The organism is Novosphingobium clariflavum (genome assembly GCF_026420865.1).
In the GTDB taxonomy this organism is placed as follows: Bacteria; Pseudomonadota; Alphaproteobacteria; order Sphingomonadales; family Sphingomonadaceae; genus Novosphingobium; species Novosphingobium clariflavum.
Map to the genome: position 1 here is coordinate 17,118 of NZ_JAPCWC010000024.1, position 16,359 is coordinate 33,476.

12 protein-coding genes are annotated in these 16,359 nt (G+C 68.3%); 5 read left to right on the top strand and 7 right to left on the bottom strand.

Translation table 11 applies throughout. The features are described 5' to 3' along the window. Window positions 1-103: 103 nt before the first annotated feature. Window positions 104-1,387, top strand: a complete 1,284-nt coding sequence (locus tag OKA11_RS19830) for an ATP-binding protein (protein WP_267223549.1) — start codon at window positions 104-106, stop codon at window positions 1,385-1,387. A gap of 152 nt (window positions 1,388-1,539) precedes the next feature. Here the strand turns inward: OKA11_RS19830 and OKA11_RS19835 are convergent, their stop codons facing one another. Then, window positions 1,540-4,245, bottom strand: a complete 2,706-nt coding sequence (locus OKA11_RS19835) for a TonB-dependent receptor domain-containing protein (RefSeq protein WP_267223551.1) — start codon at window positions 4,243-4,245, stop codon at window positions 1,540-1,542. Between the two features lie 73 nt (window positions 4,246-4,318). Next, window positions 4,319-5,950, bottom strand: a complete 1,632-nt coding sequence (locus OKA11_RS19840; RefSeq protein ID WP_267223554.1) for a serine hydrolase domain-containing protein — start codon at window positions 5,948-5,950, stop codon at window positions 4,319-4,321. 243 nt (window positions 5,951-6,193) lie between these two features. Here OKA11_RS19840 and OKA11_RS19845 point away from each other — a divergent pair, with 243 nt between their 5' ends. From OKA11_RS19845 to OKA11_RS19855, 3 genes are all read left to right on the top strand, one after another. Next, on the top strand, window positions 6,194-6,859 hold the full coding sequence (locus OKA11_RS19845; protein ID WP_142639240.1) for a response regulator: 666 nt from the start codon (window positions 6,194-6,196) through the stop codon (window positions 6,857-6,859). A gap of 16 nt (window positions 6,860-6,875) precedes the next feature. Further along, on the top strand, window positions 6,876-8,396 hold the full coding sequence (locus OKA11_RS19850) for a sensor histidine kinase (RefSeq protein WP_267223558.1): 1,521 nt from the start codon (window positions 6,876-6,878) through the stop codon (window positions 8,394-8,396). A gap of 97 nt (window positions 8,397-8,493) precedes the next feature. Next, window positions 8,494-9,939 (top strand): CapA family protein, encoded by a 1,446-nt coding sequence (locus tag OKA11_RS19855; protein ID WP_267223560.1) that lies wholly within the window; start codon window positions 8,494-8,496, stop codon window positions 9,937-9,939. A 55-nt stretch (window positions 9,940-9,994) separates the two neighbouring features. Here OKA11_RS19855 and OKA11_RS19860 read toward each other — a convergent pair whose 3' ends face one another. The 3 genes from OKA11_RS19860 to OKA11_RS19870 all read right to left on the bottom strand — a co-directional run bounded on the left by OKA11_RS19860 (window position 9,995) and on the right by OKA11_RS19870 (window position 14,163). Beyond that, entirely contained in the window at window positions 9,995-12,259 is a 2,265-nt protein-coding gene (locus OKA11_RS19860; RefSeq protein ID WP_267223562.1) for an NADP-dependent malic enzyme, read from the bottom strand. A gap of 105 nt (window positions 12,260-12,364) precedes the next feature. Continuing rightward, complete coding sequence (locus OKA11_RS19865; protein WP_267223564.1) at window positions 12,365-13,141, bottom strand: ABC transporter ATP-binding protein; 777 nt, start codon at window positions 13,139-13,141, stop codon at window positions 12,365-12,367. Window positions 13,142-13,149: 8 nt separating this feature from the next. Continuing rightward, window positions 13,150-14,163, bottom strand: coding sequence for a FecCD family ABC transporter permease (locus OKA11_RS19870; RefSeq protein ID WP_267223566.1), 1,014 nt, complete (start codon window positions 14,161-14,163; stop codon window positions 13,150-13,152). A gap of 90 nt (window positions 14,164-14,253) precedes the next feature. Here OKA11_RS19870 and OKA11_RS19875 point away from each other — a divergent pair, with 90 nt between their 5' ends. Continuing rightward, complete coding sequence (locus OKA11_RS19875; RefSeq protein WP_267223568.1) at window positions 14,254-15,129, top strand: ABC transporter substrate-binding protein; 876 nt, start codon at window positions 14,254-14,256, stop codon at window positions 15,127-15,129. On the opposite strand, the gene bluB is transcribed toward OKA11_RS19875, so the two are convergent. After that, window positions 15,116-15,751: a 5,6-dimethylbenzimidazole synthase gene (gene bluB, locus OKA11_RS19880; RefSeq protein WP_267223570.1), complete on the bottom strand. Its 636-nt coding sequence runs from the start codon at window positions 15,749-15,751 to the stop codon at window positions 15,116-15,118. The genes OKA11_RS19875 and bluB overlap by 14 nt on opposite strands. Window positions 15,752-15,753: 2 nt before the next feature. Further along, a complete protein-coding gene (gene cobO / locus OKA11_RS19885) occupies window positions 15,754-16,359 on the bottom strand; it encodes a cob(I)yrinic acid a,c-diamide adenosyltransferase (protein ID WP_267223572.1) in 606 nt (201 codons plus the stop codon).

The following is a 16,359-nucleotide window of genomic DNA, read 5'->3' on the forward strand; positions in this document are numbered from 1 at the left end:
CTCCGCTTCGCTGTCGGCACGGATCGCCTGTATCCTCGTCGCCGGGCTGCTGCTCGCCCAGTTGCTGACCAGCACCATCTGGTTCGAAAGCCGCCGCCGCCAGATGCAGGAGATCCCGGCGCGCGTTTTCGCCACGCGCGTGGCCGACGCCCTGCGCCTGCTGGACGCCCGCCCGCCCCAGGACCGCGCGGAATTGATGGCGGCACTGCAGGCGCCCGGCCTTTCGCTGCGCTTCGCCTCGCAGCTGCCGGCACCGCAAGCTGGGTCGCAGGACGTGCAGCGTTCATCCGCGCTGCTTCAGCACGCGATGCGCGTGCACCTGGGCAGACCGGTGGAAGTGCGGGTCATCAGCGCGCAATTGCTGGACGACCGGGGGCGACCCGCGAACACTTGGGCGATGCTGTCCGCGCAGGAACCGGCCGCGCAGTTTCGCATCGCCGTCCGCCGCGATCCCGACGATCCCTGGCTGCTGGCCGAAGGGCATGAGGATGAGAACGGGGCCGACCTGGACCGGGTCGGGACCATCGCCGACTATGTGGTGCGCATCTATCTCCTGCGCATCCTGATCGTCGGGGTGCTGACCTGGCTTGCCGTGCGGCTGGCGATGACGCCGCTGAAGCGCATGGCCGATGCGGCCGAGGCGCTGGGGCGCGACATTCACAGCCCGCCGCTGGAAACCTCGGGCCCACGCGAGGTGCGCCGCGCCGCCGAGGCATTCAACGCCATGCAGCACAAGGTGATCGGCCATATCGAGGAGCGCACCCGCTTTCTGGCCGCCGTGTCGCACGATTTGCGTTCCCCCATCACCCGCCTGCGGCTGCGCACCGAAATGCTGCCTGGCGAGGAGCAGAAGGCGGGTTTCCGCAAGGATCTGGCCGAAATGGAGGGGATGGTCGATGCCACGCTGTCGTTCATGAAAGGCGGCGTCGATGAGGAATTGACCGGAGATGTCGATCTCGACGCGATGCTGGGTGAAATGGTCGCGAACTTGCAGGACCATGGCGCGGCGGTGACGCTGAGCGGATCGGCAAACGGCAGGGTCGCCGGGTTTCCGAACGGGTTGCGGCGCTGTATCGGCAATCTGGTGGAGAACGCGCTGCGCTATGCCGGAGCCGCGCAGATCGTGGTTTGTGCAAGCCCCGCCCACATCGCCATCACGGTGCAGGACAGAGGCCCGGGCATACCGGAGGAGGCGCTCGACCTGGTGTTTGAGCCGTTCTACCGGCAAGAGGATTCGCGGAACGTGGCGTCCGGCGGTGTCGGCCTGGGCCTGAGCATCGCCCGCGACATTGCCGCGGCCCATCACGGCACGCTCTGGCTGCGCAACCGGTCAGGCGGTGGGCTGGAGGCCGATCTTCGGCTTCCCCGAGCGGGCTGCCGCACGTAACGCCAGCTCTGGTCTTACGCGTTTTTTGCTTCGCCAGGCGCTGCCACCTGACAGCCTTGGCTTGTCGCAGGCGGGTAAAGCCCGCGCAGCGCCCGGATCGAAGAAATGGCGGCCCCGAAAGGCCGCCATCCCTCACGCTTCATCCGGGTGGTTCAGAAACGAACCTTGGCACCCATGGTGAAATAGCGGCCGATCGTGTCGTAGTGGATCGCGCCGTAAGTGGTCAGCGGCGGATCGCGGTCGAACAGGTTGTTGACGTTGGCGAAGATCGTGAACTTGTCGATGTTCACCTGCGCGCCGAGGTCCACGTAGACCCGGGCCGAGATGTCATTGTTGGCGATGTCCAGCGCATGGTTGAACTTGCCGCCGCCGACATAGCGAACGCGGGTGTCGAGCGAGAACGTGTCGCTCGTATAGGTGACGATGCCGCTGGCGCGCCAGTGCGGGGTGCCGAAGCTGACATTGTCGCCCACGTCGCCCGCGCGGTCCACGGTGGTGGTGCCGTCGTTGATCAGGACCTTGGGAACATACGTGGCAAGGCCGCGCAGGCGCAGGTTGCCGCCGAGATTCGCGGCGATCGTGCTCAGCGGGAACTGGTAGGTGCCCTCGATGTCGATGCCCTTGGTCTTGTATTCGGCCAGGTTGATGTAGGTGGTGTAGATCGTGGTCGGCGCGCCGGAGCTGTCACGCACGATCTGGCTGCACAGCGAGGTATTGCCGTTGTCGCAGCCCGAGACGATGTCCTGTGCACCCAGCGAAGTGATCGCGTCGCGCAGCTTGATGTTGTAGTAGTCGACCGAGAGGTTGAAGCCCGGCAGGAACGAGGGCGTGAACACCGCGCCCAGCGTCAGCGTGCTGCCGATTTCGGGCTTGAGGCCGGCATTGCCGCCGCCGTAACGGGTGACCGAATAGGTGTTGCCATTCTCCGCCACGGTCGAGAAGCTCGTGGTGGTGGTGGTGAACAGCTCGCTGAGGCTGCCCGAGCGGATGTCGCGCGAACGCGAGACGCGCAGCAGCAGGTTGTTGAAGATGCGGTCGGTCAGGCCCAGCTTCCACGACCAGATGCCGCCGCTGGTGCTGTAGTGGCTGTAGCGCGCCGCTCCGTTGACATCGAGCTTGCTGAACGGCTGGTCGAGCAGCGGCACGGCGACTTCGCCGAAGAACTCCTGCACGTTGAACCCGCCATTGAGCGGCGAGAAGTTGAAGCGGCTGAAGCCCTTGGCGGCGGAAACCGCGTCAAGGCCGCTGGTCACCTGTTCTTCCCAGCGCGCTTCGGCGCCGACCGCGATCGAGACCGGGCCCGCCCAGGTCGAGAACGGATCGCCGCGCAAGCTGCCGCCCATCGAATCCAGCTTGGTGGTGTAGACCGCGCGGGCGGTGTTGCCGAAGACATAGTCGATGGCGGCCTGGCTGGCAGTGCCGGTGCCCAGGATGTTGAGCGGCGCGCAGTCGGTATCGGGGTCGGTCAGCGCCACGCGGCAGACGATGTTGCCGCTGGAATCCGTCACCGCGTCCAGCGCGTTGGTCAGGTTCGTGCCGGTGATCTGGTTGTGGTAGCTCTGCATGTTGCGCATTTCGCCGTGGCTGTAATAGGCGCTGTAGCGCCACTTGCCATCGGCGAAGCTGCCGTCCACGCCGATCGCGCCTTCCACGTTCTGGCGGTAGTAGTCGAAGGTGCGGTAGCCGTAGTCCTCGAACACGCGGCCGACCTTGATGCTGGTTTCACCCGCGGCGGCAAGCTGGCTGCGGATGGTGTCCGACAGGTACGGATTGGCGGCCGAGAGCGTGTAGGTGCCGCTTTCCGCATAGAAGGGATAGCTCGCCCAGATGCGGCTGTAGCTGCCGTCTGCCCAGAACGTGGCGTCGCCCACTTCGAAGCTGGCGCGGGCGTAGGAGTTCACGCGCTGGTAGGGGTTGGTGAGCGCGTATTCGTCGTTGGTGGCAACGCCTTCGCCGCCGACCATCGTGGTGCCGCTGATCTGGCTGCCATACTGGAAGGCGCGCAGGGTGCCGTCCGCGTTGAAGGTCTGGCCCTTGAGCGTGCCCGAGGTGATCAGGCCGCCGAGGCTGGTGTTGGAGGCGTTGACGTCGCGCACGAGGATATAGGCATGGTCGCCGCCGACCGGCGAGAACAGGTTCGAGCTGCCGACGTTCTTGCGCGAGTTGCGGTCGAGGATGCCTTCGTCGTTCTGGTATTCGGCGCCGATCATGAAGTGGCCGCGGCCGCCCGCGAACCTGGTGCCGAAGGTACCGTCGAAGCTGTAGCGATAGCCGTCCCCGCGCGAGGAGATGCCGTTCTGCGCGCCGATGGTGAGGCCTTCGAGTTCGTCATCGAGGATGATGTTGACGACGCCGCCGATGGCGCCCGAACCCCACGCCGCCGAGGCACCGCCGGTGACGACGTCGACGCGCTTCACCAGGCCCTGGGGAATGGTGTTGAGATCGGCCGCGCCGGTGAAGCGGCGGTTGTTGAGCAGCGTCAGCGTGCGGGTGACGCCGAGGCCGCGAAGGTCCATGGCAGACGCGCTGGAGTTGGTGTTGGCGACCGTGCTGGCCGGGGTCTGGGTGGCGCGGAACTGGGGCAGGTCGTTCAGCACCTGCGCGATGCTGGGACGGGCGCCGAGGCGCAGTTCGGTCTCGCCCACGACAGTGGTCGGCGTCGGCGCGTCGAAGCCCTTGCGGTCGATGCGCGATCCGGTGACGACGATGGCGGAGCCCGCATCGCCGGCCTCATCGGCAGGCGCCGAATTTTGAACGCTCTCCTGCGCCATGACTGGCTGGGCAAGCGCGATGGTCACGCCGAGGACGGCGGTGCCCCCGGTCAGCAATTGGCGGAACTTGCGGCTATTATCACGCATTTCTGTGGACCCCTTGTTGAGTTTGTCCGGCCGCCCCTGAGCGGCTGTTGTGGTGAAGAGTGGGAGGCGCGCGTCAGCCTTCGGCGCGGCGGAATTCGACGTCGTAGGCACGGCTTTCGCCAAAGCGCAGGCTGGTGACCTTGCCGCTGGCATCGCGCTTGAACTTGACGGTGACGGCGGAGGACTGCGGCAGCGCGTCGCCGGTGAAGACGTCAGCGTAAGCCGCCGCCAGCGGGCGGCTGGACCAGCGCGGACCGTCGTAGACCAGCGCATCGCCCTGCTGGCGGAAGGTCAGGCAGCCGCTGGTGTCGACGCCGCAGAAGCGGCCGGTGTAGTCCTTCGGATCGAAGGCCGTGACCTGCTCGACCTTGCGGTAGGGGATGCGCTCGCCCTCGCGGTTTTCGCGGACGAGGCCGGACTTCGTAAAGGCGAAAATGTCCTCGCGCAGCGCCCAGCGGCCCGCGCTTACCGGCACCAGCACGCGGCCATCGGCGGTGAGCTGACCCTGCGCATCGGCGGCGAAGCGGACCGGGAAGCCGGTCATGCCATCGGCATAGAGACCGGTCGGCAGCGGCGCCTTGGGCGTGTAGGGCTTGGCCTTGAAGGCGGGCAGGAACACGTCGGCGACCGCGCGGCCCAGCGTCGGCGTATCGGCATTGCCGCCGTTGCACAGCAGCGAAACGGCCAGCTTCTGCCGGGGATAGCGCGCCATCCAGGCGCGGTAGCCGCCGGTCGAGCCCGAGTGGCTGACTTCCTGCTCGCCATTGTGGTCGAGGTTCACCAGCGCCAGGGCATAGGCGATGCGGGTGCCGTCGTTCAGCGTGGTGGGCTGCTGCATGGTCTGGGTGAAGCCGGGGCCGAAGCGATCGTCGTCGAGCGCCGCCTGCCACTTCACCAGATCGCCGACCGTGGTGAGCAGGCCGCCGTTGCCATAGGCGTCCTCGATCACCTGGTCGTTGCGATAGAGGCCCTTGTCGAAGTCGTAGGCGCCGGTGCGGCCCACGACGACGTCGCCGTGATCGTCGCGCCAGCGGGTGTGGGTCATGCCCAGCGGCACGAAGATGCGGCCGTGCGTGAAGTCCGCCAGCGACTGGCCGCTCACGCGCTGGACGATGATCGCCAGCAGGTTGAAGTTGCTGTTGCTGTAGAGGTAGTGCGCGCCGGGGGCGTAGTTCAGTTGCTTCTGCCGGACCAGGATGCCGAGCATGTCCTGATTGTCCGCCGTGCGGCTGTTGCGCGGCCAGCCCTCGATCGCGGCGACCGAGCCCCAGTCGCGCAGGCCGCTGGTGTGGTGCAGCAGGTGGCGGATCGTGATCGGCGCGCCGTAGTCCGGCATTTCCGGCACGTACTTGCGGATGTCGTCATCGAGCGAGAGCTTGCCTTCGCGGGCCAGCATCAAGGTGGCGGCGGCGGTGAACTGCTTGGAATCGGAACCCGCCTCGTAGATCGACTCCAGCGTGGCCGGCACGCCGAGTTCGAGGCTGGCCATGCCGTAGACGCGCTCGGCAATGACCTGCCCGCCGCGCGAGACGGCAACCGCGCAGCCCGGCGTATCCTTATGGTTCCAGCGTGCGAAGACGGTGTCGACGGCGGCGATCTGGGCCGCAGAAGCCGGAGCAGAGGCCGGAGTGGGGGCCGCCTGGGCAAGGCTGGAAAGACCAATGGCAGTCATTACGCCGGCAATCGGCGTCAGGCTCAACTTCATGTCGCAAGATCCCCTTCGATCCCGCAACCCGCTGCGTCGGGCGCAGGCGGTGTTGCGTTCGAGGGGGAGAGCTAGAGCGCTCCGCTGTCACGAACCTGACATGTGCGCCCAGCGTCAAGCTTTTGTGCAATCAATTGCAAGAACCTGACGCAAGGGCTTGGCATTTGTTATGCGTAGAGCCATGCATGGCGAAATATCACATCCTCGGGGGAGGGAGACGGGTCGCAATCTGGGGAATTTCTGATGCGTTTGTTGCTGGTTGAAGACGACGAACGGCTGGCGCGCGGCGTCGCCGCCTCGCTGGAGGCGGCCGGTTTTTCGGTCGACCGCCTGGACAGCGGGGAAGACGCGCTGCAGCTGGCCGGGGCCGAGCCTTATGCCGCGATAATCCTCGACCTGGGGCTGCCCGACATCGATGGACTGGACGTGCTTTCGCGGCTCAGGGCGCGCGGCGCGCTGACCCCGGTGCTCATCCTCACCGCGCGGGACATGGTGGATGACCGCATCAACGGGCTCGACCGCGGCGCCGACGATTACATGGCCAAGCCGTTCGACCCGCGCGAACTCGAATCGCGCATCCGCGCGCTGGTCCGCCGCAGCCAGGGCACGCCAGATCCGGTGCTGCGCATCGGCACCCTGGTGTTCGACCGCTCGAGCCGCACCGTCTCGCTCGACGACAGCGTGATCGATCTGCGCCGCCGCGAGCTGGCGGTGCTCGAAACGCTGATGGGCCGCCCCGGCAAGGTCATTCCCAAGGAGCGTCTCTCAGCCGAAGTCTTCGCCTTCGACGATGCCGTCACCCCCAATGCCCTGGAAGTCTACGTCGGCCGCCTGCGCCGCAAGCTGCTGCCGTCCGGCCCGGCCATCCGCACCGTGCGCGGGCTCGGCTACATGATCGAGGCGGCCTGAACGGGCGCAAGGGGCCATGCTGCACGTCCGTTCCCGGCAGGCGCCGCCACTGGCGCCGTCTCTGCGGCTGCGCCTGACCGGCGCGGTGATGCTGCCGCTGGCCGCCTTGGTGCTGTTCTTCGGCGTGGTGACCGTGCTGGTCACCCACAACACCGAAGCCGATACCGTGGACCGCGTGCTGATCGGCTCGGTGCGGACGCTCAGCCTTGCCTACAACAGTCCGCCCGGCGAGCGCGAAAGGCTGGTGCCTTTGGCGATCCACCTGCTCAAGCGCCGGGCCCGTCCGGTCGTGCATTACAGCGTCTACAGCGGCGGCAAGGCGATCTCCGGCGATCCGGCGCTGCTGCCGCCGGCGGATTACAGCCCGCGCTGGGACGGCGTGACCGACAGGCATGCACCCGCGACATTCTACAACGCCTATCGCGAGCATCGGCTGGTACGCGGCTATCTTGATCCGGCGGATGCCGCAGCGGTAACGCAGGCCGCCTATCTGCGTGGTGGCATGCTCCACGGCAAACCCGTGCGCATCACCACCGAGATCCGCCGCGCGGCGGGCGAGCAGGGCCTGATCGTCATCCAGATTGCCGACTATGTCGACGATCGCGCCATCTATGTGCAGAACTTCGCGCTGCGCGTGCTGATGGTCGGCCTTGCCGCGCTGATCGTCACCGGCGTGCTGTTCTGGTGGGCGATCCGCTGGGGCCTGCGCCCGCTGCTGGACATGACCCGGCAGGTCGAGCAGGCCCGCCATGACGCCTCGCCCGCGTTCCGCCTGCAGGCGCCGGAAACCGCGCCGGTGGAGATGCGGCCTTTCGTGGCGGCCTTCAACGGGCTGATGGCGCGGCTCGACAAGGCGGCGGATTCGCTCAGGCAGTTCACCTCGAACGCCTCGCACCAGATGCGCACGCCGCTGGCGGTGGCGCGCGTGCAGCTCGACGTGCTGGATCGCTACGGCCCGGAATCGCCGCAAGGGCAGGCCGCGCTTCAGGATATTCCGCATTCCATCGATTCGCTGGAGCAATTGCTGCGCCAGCTGATTTCGCTGGCCCGCAGCGAGGATCAGGAAGGCACGCTGCTGCAGCCCTTCGACCTCTCGGACGTCGCCGCTTCCGTCACCGCGGACCGCGCCGCGCAGGCGCCTGCGCATATCGACATCAGTTACGAAAACGAGAGCGAGGGCACGGTAACGGCCATGGGCGAGCCCCGCCTTGCCGCCGAGCTGATCGGCAATCTGCTGGACAATGCGATCCGCTACAACCGGCCCGGCGGCGCGGTCGCGGTCCATCTTGGCCGGCGCGGCGGCCATGCCTTCGTCGAGATCGACGACACCGGCCCCGGCATCCCGGCGGCAGAGCGCGAACGGGTGTGGGAGCGCTTCTACCGGGTGCGGGGGCAAAGCCAGGCTTTCGGCACCGGGCTTGGCCTGCCGATTGCCCGCGCGCTGGCCGACCGGCTCGGTGCGCGGGTCACGCTGGCGGACGGACGCACCGGGCAGGGACTGTGCGCCATCGTGGAGTTCCGCGCCGAAGCGGCATGAATTGCATGGACCGGCAAGGGCGCGACAGGTTCCTGTCAGCCGCCGTCGATACCCCCTGGGCCAGCCATTATCGGGCCAGCCCAAGGGGACATCCGTCATGCCAATCCGCCGCCGCGCCTTGCGCGCTTTTCTCGTTGCCGGAGCCGCTGCTTTTGCTGCCACCGCCATGCCCGCGCTGGCGGAGGAAGAGGAGGAAGGCGGCACCCTGCCGCCGGTCGCCGCCGTGCCCAGCACGCCGATTGCAGGGGACTTCACTTTCGCCGCCGTGGGCGATCTGATCTACTTGCGCCCGATGCTGGCGACGCTCGAAAAGCAGTCCCCGGAAATGCTGCGTCTTTTGCGCAGCGCCGATGTGACGTTCGGCAACTTCGAGACCACCGCACTCGATCTCAAGACCTTCAAGGGATCGCCGCAGGCCGAATCCGGCGGCACCTGGATGCTGGCCGATCCGCGCGTGCCTGCCGATGTCGCCGCGATGGGCATCGACATCGTCGGCCACGCCAACAACCACGCGACCGACTGGGGCGTGGAAGGCATGCTCGATACGCTCGATCTGCTCGATGATGCCCATGTCGTCCATGCCGGGACGGGCCGCTCGATGAGCGCCGCGCGCGCGCCCGCCTATTACGACGGCGGCCATGGCCGCATCGGCCTGGTCTCCGCGACGACCACGTTCACGCCGATGTCGCCCGCCGCCGATCCGCTGGGGCAGGTGCCGGGGCGCGGCGGCGCGAACACCATCCGCAGCACCGAAGTCGGGCTTGTCTCGCAAGCCGACCTTGCGGTGCTGGCGCGTCTTGCCGGCACCAAGGAAGGCGCTGCGGTAAAGCTCAAGGGCCGCGAGTACCGCGTCTCCGCCGATGCCGTCTCGCCGATGAAGATCGAGTATGATCTCAACCGGAAGGACGTGGCCGCCAACCTGCTGGCGGTGCGCCAGGCCAAGGAAAACGGCAACTTCGCGGTGTTCTCGCTGCACAACCACGAGCCGGGCAATGCCAGCAGGACGCCGGCCGGCTTCGCGCAGGGCCTCGCCCATCAGGCCATCGATGCGGGCGCCGACGTCTATGTCGGCCACGGCCCGCACCAGCTGCGCGGGATCGAGATCTACAAGGGCAAGCCGATCTTCTACTCGCTGGGCAACTTCGCGATGATGAACAACTCGCTCGATGACGTGCCGGCCGACATGTACGACCAGTTCGGCGTCACTCCGGGCAGCGTGACCACGCCCGAGTTGCTGGCCGCGCGCAATGCCAAGGAGTTCTCGGATCCCGCCCTCTACGAGACGGTGATCGCCACGGCCCACTACCGCGACGGCAGGCTGGACGAAGTGCGGCTCTATCCGGTCGATCTCGGTGTGAATGCCAGCGGGGCGGGACGCGGGGTGCCGCACATGGCGGACGCTGCCACCGGCGCGCGCATCCTGGCGCGGCTGCAGGCGCTGTCGCAGCCCTATGGCACGACCATCGCCATCGATCACGGCGTCGGTGTGATCCGGCTCGGCGCGATCCGCGGCGACGTTATCCGGGGCGACAGGGGCCGCTGACGGACCGCTGGGCCGGAGCAGGGCGCAGGCGCTGCTCCGGCCGGCGGCAGGGCGATCAGCCCTGTTCGAGCTGGGCGGCGGCGATCGCCGTCAGGTTGAGGATGCCGCGCGCGGTGACGCCCGGCGTCAGCACGTGGATCGGCTGGGCCAGGCCCATCAGCATCGGCCCGACGGTGGGCGAGCTGGACGAGGCGGACAGCGCGGTCAGCGTGATGTTGGCGGCATCGAGCGTGGGCATGACCAGCAGGTTGGCCGGGCCTTCGAAGCGCGAATCCGGCACCAGGCGGTCGCGCAGCGGCTGGCTGAGCGCGGCGTCGGCATGCATTTCGCCGTCCACCTGCAGGTCCGGCATGGCCTTGCGCACGATGTCCAGCGCGGCGCGCATCTTGCGCGCGCTGGGGCTGTGCGAGGCGCCGAAATTGGAGTGCGAGAGCAGCGCCACGCGCGGGCGCAGGCCGAAGTGCTTGAGCTGGGTGGCGCCCAGCTGGGTCATCTCGGCGATCTGCTCGGGGGTCGGGTCCGGCACCATGTGGGTATCGGTGATGAACAGCGCGCCGGCATCGAGGATCAGGCCGGACAGCGCGTAGACGCGGCTGCTGGCGGGATCGCGCTCGATCACCCGCAGCACGTGCTCGACCTGGCCCCAGTATTCCGAACGGCCGCCGACCAGCGCGGCATCGACGCGGCCGGTGCGCAGCATCATCGTCGCGGTGATCGTCGGGCGGCGATAGACGTGGCGCAGGATCTCGTCGGTCGGCACGCCCTTGCGCGAGGCGATGGCACGATAGGCCTCGACCAGATCGGCCATGACCTCGTGATCGGTCTCGGGATCGATCACCTCGACGTCGCGGTCGAGTTCGAAGCCGAGGCCGAGGCTGGGCAGCTTCTCCTTGAGGATCCGGCGGCGGGCGACGATGGTGGGGCGCACCAGTTCCTCGTCCAGCGCGTCCTGGATCGCGCGCAGCACGCGCTCGTCCTCGCCCTCGCCGTAGACGATGCGGCGCTTGCTGCCGCGGGCGGCCTCGAACACCGGCAGCATGAGCTGGCCCGAACGGGTGTTCTGGTGCGAGAGCGCGCGCTTGTAGTCGTCGAGGTCGATGGTCTTGGTGGCGACGCCGCTGTCCATCGCCGCGCGGGCGACGGCGACCGCGATTTCGCCGATCAGGCGCGGGTCGAACGGGGTCGGGATGATGTATTCGGGGCCGAACACCAGCTTGCGGCCGCCATAGGCCTGGGCCACGCTGTCATGCGCGGGCAGGCGGGCGAGCGCGGCGATGGCCTCGGCGGCGGCCGCCTTCATCTCCTCGTTGATCGCGGTGGCGCCGACGTCGAGCGCGCCGCGGAAGATGTAGGGGAAGCACAGGACGTTGTTGACCTGGTTCGGATAGTCCGAGCGGCCGGTGGCGATGATCGCATCGGGGCGGGCTTCGCGGGCCAGTTCGGGGCGGATTTCCGGCTCGGGATTGGCAAGCGCGAAGATCAGCGGGTTGGGCGCCATCAGCTCCAGCCATTCGGGCTTGAGCACGCCGGGGGCGGACAGGCCGAGGAACAGGTTGGCGCCGGGCAGCACCTCGGGCAGCGAACGCGCGTTGGTATCGCGGGCATAACGCGCCATGTTGGGCAGCATGCCTTCGCGGCCGGAATGGATGACGCCGTCCTTGTCGGTCAGCGTCACGTTCTCGATGCGGAGGCCCATCGAGACCAGCAGGTCGACGCAGGCCAGCGCCGCCGCGCCCGCACCCGACGTGACGAGGCGCGCCTCCGCCAGCGTCTTGCCCTGCAGCACCAGCGCGTTGCGCACGGCGGCTGCGACGACGATGGCGGTGCCGTGCTGGTCGTCATGGAACACCGGGATGTTCATGCGTTCCTTGAGCCGCGCCTCGATGGCGAAGCATTCGGGGGCCTTGATGTCTTCCAGGTTGATGCCGCCGAAAGTCGGTTCGAGCAGGGCGACGGCTTCGACGAACTTGTCGGGATCGGTGGTGTCGACTTCGATGTCGAAGACGTCGATGTCGGCGAACTTCTTGAACAGGACCGCCTTGCCCTCCATCACCGGCTTCGAGGCCAGCGCGCCGATCGCGCCGAGGCCGAGCACGGCGGTGCCGTTGGAGATCACCGCGACGAGGTTGCCGCGCGCGGTGTAGTCCAGCGCCTTGGCCGGATCGGCGGCGATTTCCATGCAGGGCGCGGCGACGCCGGGCGAATAGGCCAGCGCCAGGTCGCGCTGGTTCACCATGCGCTTGGTCGGCTCGATCCTGAGCTTACCGGGCTGGGGGTAGAGGTGGTAATCGAGGGCGGCGCGGCGCAGATTGTCGTCCATGGCCACCCCCATAAGCATGGAAATCGTGCTTGCCTATGGTTTATCGGCGTAACGATATGTTGCCGTAAACGTCAGCCGCGAAATCCGCCGCGGTGCGCGCCCGGATCACCGGCTCCGTGCGAGCGGGATGACCAGCGGCATGCCGTCCAGCTCCGCGCGGTAGCCGGTGACGCCGTAGATGCTGCGCAGCATGGCGTCGGTGAGGACCTCGGCGGGCGAGCCGTCGGCGACCAGACGGCCCTGGTCGATCGCCAGCAGCCGGTCGCAGTGGCGTGCGGCGAGGTTGAGATCGTGCAGCACGGCGATCACCAGCGCGCCGGCGCGGGCCTCGCGGGCCAGCAGTTCCATGACGTCGATCTGGTGGCCGGGGTCGAGCGAGGCGAGCGGCTCGTCCACCACCAGCACCGGGGCGCCGACCGCCAGGGCCCGCGCCAGCAGCGCGCGGGCACGCTCGCCGCCGGACAGCTGCGTGGCGATGCGCGCGGCGAGATGGCCGACGTCGGCGCGTGCCATCGCCTCGTGGACGGCAAGGCGGTCGGCCTCGGCGATCCGCGACATCGGCCCCAGGTGCGGCAGGCGGCCGAGCGCGACGAGGCGCTCGACCGTGAGCGGCCAGTGCAGCGTCTGGCCTTGCGGCAGATAGGCGATGCGGCGGGCCAGCTCGCGCGGGGGGAGCGCGGCGATGTCCGCGCCGTCCAGTGCGATGGTGCCGCGCGCCGCCGGAACCAGCCCCGCGAGCGCGCGCACCAATGTCGACTTGCCGGCGCCGTTGGGGCCGATCACGCCGATCAGCGAACCGGCGTGAAGCTGCGCGGAGATGCCGTGCAGGATTTCGCGGCGGCCGAGTTCGACGGCAAGCTCGTTGATCGCGATCGTCGTCATCGGCGGGCTCACCACAGGCGCCGCTCCCGCAGCAGATGGAAGAGGAAGACGGGGACGCCGAGGAAGGCCGTCACCACGCCCAGCTTCAGTTCGGCATCGGTCGGGATCAGCCGCACGAGGATGTCGGCTCCGGTCAGCAGCACCGCGCCGCCGAGCAGCGAGGGCACCAGCAGCGCCGAAGGGCTGCGGTCGGTCATGGGGCGGATCAGGTGCGGCACGATCAGGCCGACGAAGCCGATCGCGCCCGACACCGCGACCGCGCCGCCGACGCCGATCGCCACGCCCAGCATCAGCCGCAGCCGCGTGCGGGCAAGGTCGACGCCGAGCGAGCGCGCCCCGTCCTCGCCCAGCGACAGCGCATCGAGCGCCAGCGGATCGGCCAGCAGCAGCGCCGCGCCCACCACCACGCAGGGCAGCGCGATCCACACGTGCTCCATCGAACGGTTCTCGATCGAGCCGAGCAGCCAGGACATGATCTCCATCGCCGCGAAGGGATTGGGCGAAAGATTGAGCGCGAGGCTGATCCCCGCGCCCGCCAGCGTCGAGACGGCGATGCCCGCCAGGATCAGGCCGAGCGGGCTTTCCGAACGCCCCGCCAGCGCGAACAGCAGCACCATCGCGCCCAGTGCCGAGGCGATGGCAAGCAGCGGCAGCATCGCTGCGTGCCACTGCGAAATGCCGAAATAGAGCGCGATCACCGCGCCCAGCGCCGAGGCGTTGGAGGCCCCCAGCACCGAGGGTTCGGCCAGGGGATTGCGCAAGTAGCCCTGCAGCACCGCACCCGACAGCCCGAGCATCGCGCCGGTCATCAGGCCGATCAGGGTGCGCGGCAAGCGCAGTTCGAGCAGGATCGCACGCACCACCGGCTCGCCGGTTCCGCCAAGCGCTGCCACCATCCGGCCAAGGCCGAGCGAGATGGGCCCGAGGCTCATCGACGCCAGCGCCACCACGATCACGGCGCAGGTCAGCAGCGGAAGCAGCGCCGGGTGGCGTAGCCGGGGCGGACTACCGGATAATTCCACTGGAACCTCGCTTGGCATCGGCCTGTGTCATGCCTGTGTCGCTGTCTGTCATGCTTGTGTCCCGGTCAGGTCCGGCTAAGAGCCAATGCCATGGCTTGCGGAAAAATCCATCGGCGTCTTCGGCTTGTCCCCTGCCTGCTGCTCGCGGCGATGGTTGGCGGCGTGGTCTATGGTGCGGCGATGCGGCCTGCCGCGCCGGTTTTGCCGCGTCCGCACCGGATCGTCTCGCTCAATCTGTGCGCCGATCAACTTTTGGTGGCGCTCGCCGACCGCGAGCAGATCGCCGGGCTCACCCGCTATGCCTCGGACCCCGAGATGTCGGCGGTGGCGGCACAGGCGCGCCGCCTGCCGGTCTTCGGCGGCTCGGCGGAGGAGATCCTCGCCGCGCGCCCGGACCTCGTGGTCGGCATGCCCGCCCGCCGCAATCCGGCCATCGCGGTGCTGAAGGGGCAGCACTATCCCGCGCTCGATCTCCAGTCCGCGAACCGTTACGAGGACATCCTCGTCTCGATCCGCGCGGTGGCCCGCGCGGTCGGCCATCCGGAGCGCGGGGAGGCGATGATCGCGCGGATGAATGCCGATCTGGCCGGGCTGCCGAAAGTGCCCGGAGGCAAGGTCGCCGCCTATTACCAGCGGCGCGGGTACCTGACCGGGACCGGCACGCTGGTCGACGATCTGATGACGCGGGTGGGGCTGGTCAATCTCGCCGGAAAGCTTGGAAAACCGCCGCTTTCGCAGATGAGCCTGGAAGAGATGGCGCTGGCCCGGCCGGACTTCATCCTGATGGACAGCGCCGCGCGGCCAGTGGAGGATCAGGGCACCGAGATGATCCATCACCCGATCCTCAGGACCATTGCCCGCATCACCATCCCGCAGGCGTGGACGGTCTGCGGCGGCCCGGCCTATGTTAAGGCGGCGCGGGCCATGGCGGAGCAGGCGGGCGGGCGGCCTCTCACCGCTCGCTGACGTTTGCGCGCCAGTCGAGCCGGGCCTGCCAGCCGCGCCGTTCGAGTTCGGGCACAGGGTCGGCTTCGAGCGGCGCGCCGAGGCACAGCAGGGCGATCAGCCGCCAGTCCGGCGCGGCGCCGAGAAGCCCGGACACATGCGCAGGATCGACCACCGAGACCCAGCCCAGCCCCAGCCCTCTCGCCCGCGCGGCCAGCCACAGCGTGTGGATCGCCAGCACCACCGAAAATCCCCGCGTTTCCGGCATCGTCGCGGCGCCGAGGCGGCCGCCGACGGGCGTGGCATCGTCGCAGAACACCGCGATCAGCTCGGGCGCCTCGCGCAGGCCGTGGAGCTTGAGCGCGCGATAGGCCGGGCGGCGATCCTCGGGCATCGCCTCACCGGCGCGGGCGATCTCGGCATCGGCGTGGGCCGCCAGCGCCTCGCGCAGTTCGCCCGAGCGCACCCGCACGAAACGCCAGGGCTGCGAATTGCCGACCGAGGGCGCAAGCTGGGCGGCCCTGAGCAATTCGGCCACGAGTTCTTCCTCCAGCGGATCGCTGCGGAAATGGCGCACGTCGCGGCGCCAGGCCAGCAGGTCGCCCAGTTCCTGCTGGAAGTCGGGGCCGAAGCGCGGCGGCATGGTCAGAACTCGATGCCCGCCTGCGCCTTCACGCCGGAGCGGAACGGGTGCTTCACCAGCGTCATCTCGGTGACGAGATCGGCGGCCTCCATCAGCGCTTCGGGGGCATTGCGGCCGGTGACCAGCACATGCTTCATCTCGCCGCGCGCGGTCAGCACGTCCAGCACTTCGTCCAGCGGCAGATAGTCGTAGCGCAGGACGATGTTGAGTTCGTCCGCCAGCACCATGTCATAGGCGGGATCGGCGACCATGCGCTTCACTTCCTCCCAGGCCTCGCGGGCGAGCGCGATGTCGCGGGCGCGGTCCTGCGTGTTCCAGGTGAAACCCTCGCCCATCGGCTTGAATTCGACATTGTCCGGGAAGGCATCGAAGACGACCTTTTCGCCGGTGGTCATCGCCCCTTTCACGAACTGGACGACGCCCACTTTCTTGCCGTGGCCGATGGCGCGGACCACCATGCCGAGCGCGGCGGTGGTCTTGCCCTTGCCCTTGCCGGTGTGGACGATCAGCAGGCCCTTCTCGATCGTCTTTCCGGCCATGATCTTGTCATGCGCGGCCTGCTTCTTCTTCATCTTCTCGGCGTGCTGTTCGTCACTGCGCTGCACCAT

Excerpts from the sequence above, each read along its gene's own strand:
- OKA11_RS19855 (WP_267223560.1), top strand. The coding sequence starts at position 8,494 with ATGCCAATCCGCCGCCGCGCCTTGCGCGCTTTTCTCGTTGCCGGAGCC.
- OKA11_RS19875 (WP_267223568.1), top strand. The coding sequence starts at position 14,254 with ATGGCTTGCGGAAAAATCCATCGGCGTCTTCGGCTTGTCCCCTGCCTG.
- OKA11_RS19840 (WP_267223554.1), bottom strand. The coding sequence starts at position 5,950 with ATGAAGTTGAGCCTGACGCCGATTGCCGGCGTAATGACTGCCATTGGT.
- bluB (WP_267223570.1), bottom strand. The coding sequence starts at position 15,751 with ATGCCGCCGCGCTTCGGCCCCGACTTCCAGCAGGAACTGGGCGACCTG.
- OKA11_RS19850 (WP_267223558.1), top strand. The coding sequence starts at position 6,876 with ATGCTGCACGTCCGTTCCCGGCAGGCGCCGCCACTGGCGCCGTCTCTG.
- OKA11_RS19830 (WP_267223549.1), top strand. The coding sequence starts at position 104 with ATGCAGGAGATCCCGGCGCGCGTTTTCGCCACGCGCGTGGCCGACGCC.
- OKA11_RS19845 (WP_142639240.1), top strand. The coding sequence starts at position 6,194 with ATGCGTTTGTTGCTGGTTGAAGACGACGAACGGCTGGCGCGCGGCGTC.
- OKA11_RS19835 (WP_267223551.1), bottom strand. The coding sequence starts at position 4,245 with ATGCGTGATAATAGCCGCAAGTTCCGCCAATTGCTGACCGGGGGCACC.
- cobO (WP_267223572.1), bottom strand. The coding sequence starts at position 16,359 with ATGGTGCAGCGCAGTGACGAACAGCACGCCGAGAAGATGAAGAAGAAG.
- OKA11_RS19865 (WP_267223564.1), bottom strand. The coding sequence starts at position 13,141 with ATGACGACGATCGCGATCAACGAGCTTGCCGTCGAACTCGGCCGCCGC.
- OKA11_RS19860 (WP_267223562.1), bottom strand. The coding sequence starts at position 12,259 with ATGGACGACAATCTGCGCCGCGCCGCCCTCGATTACCACCTCTACCCC.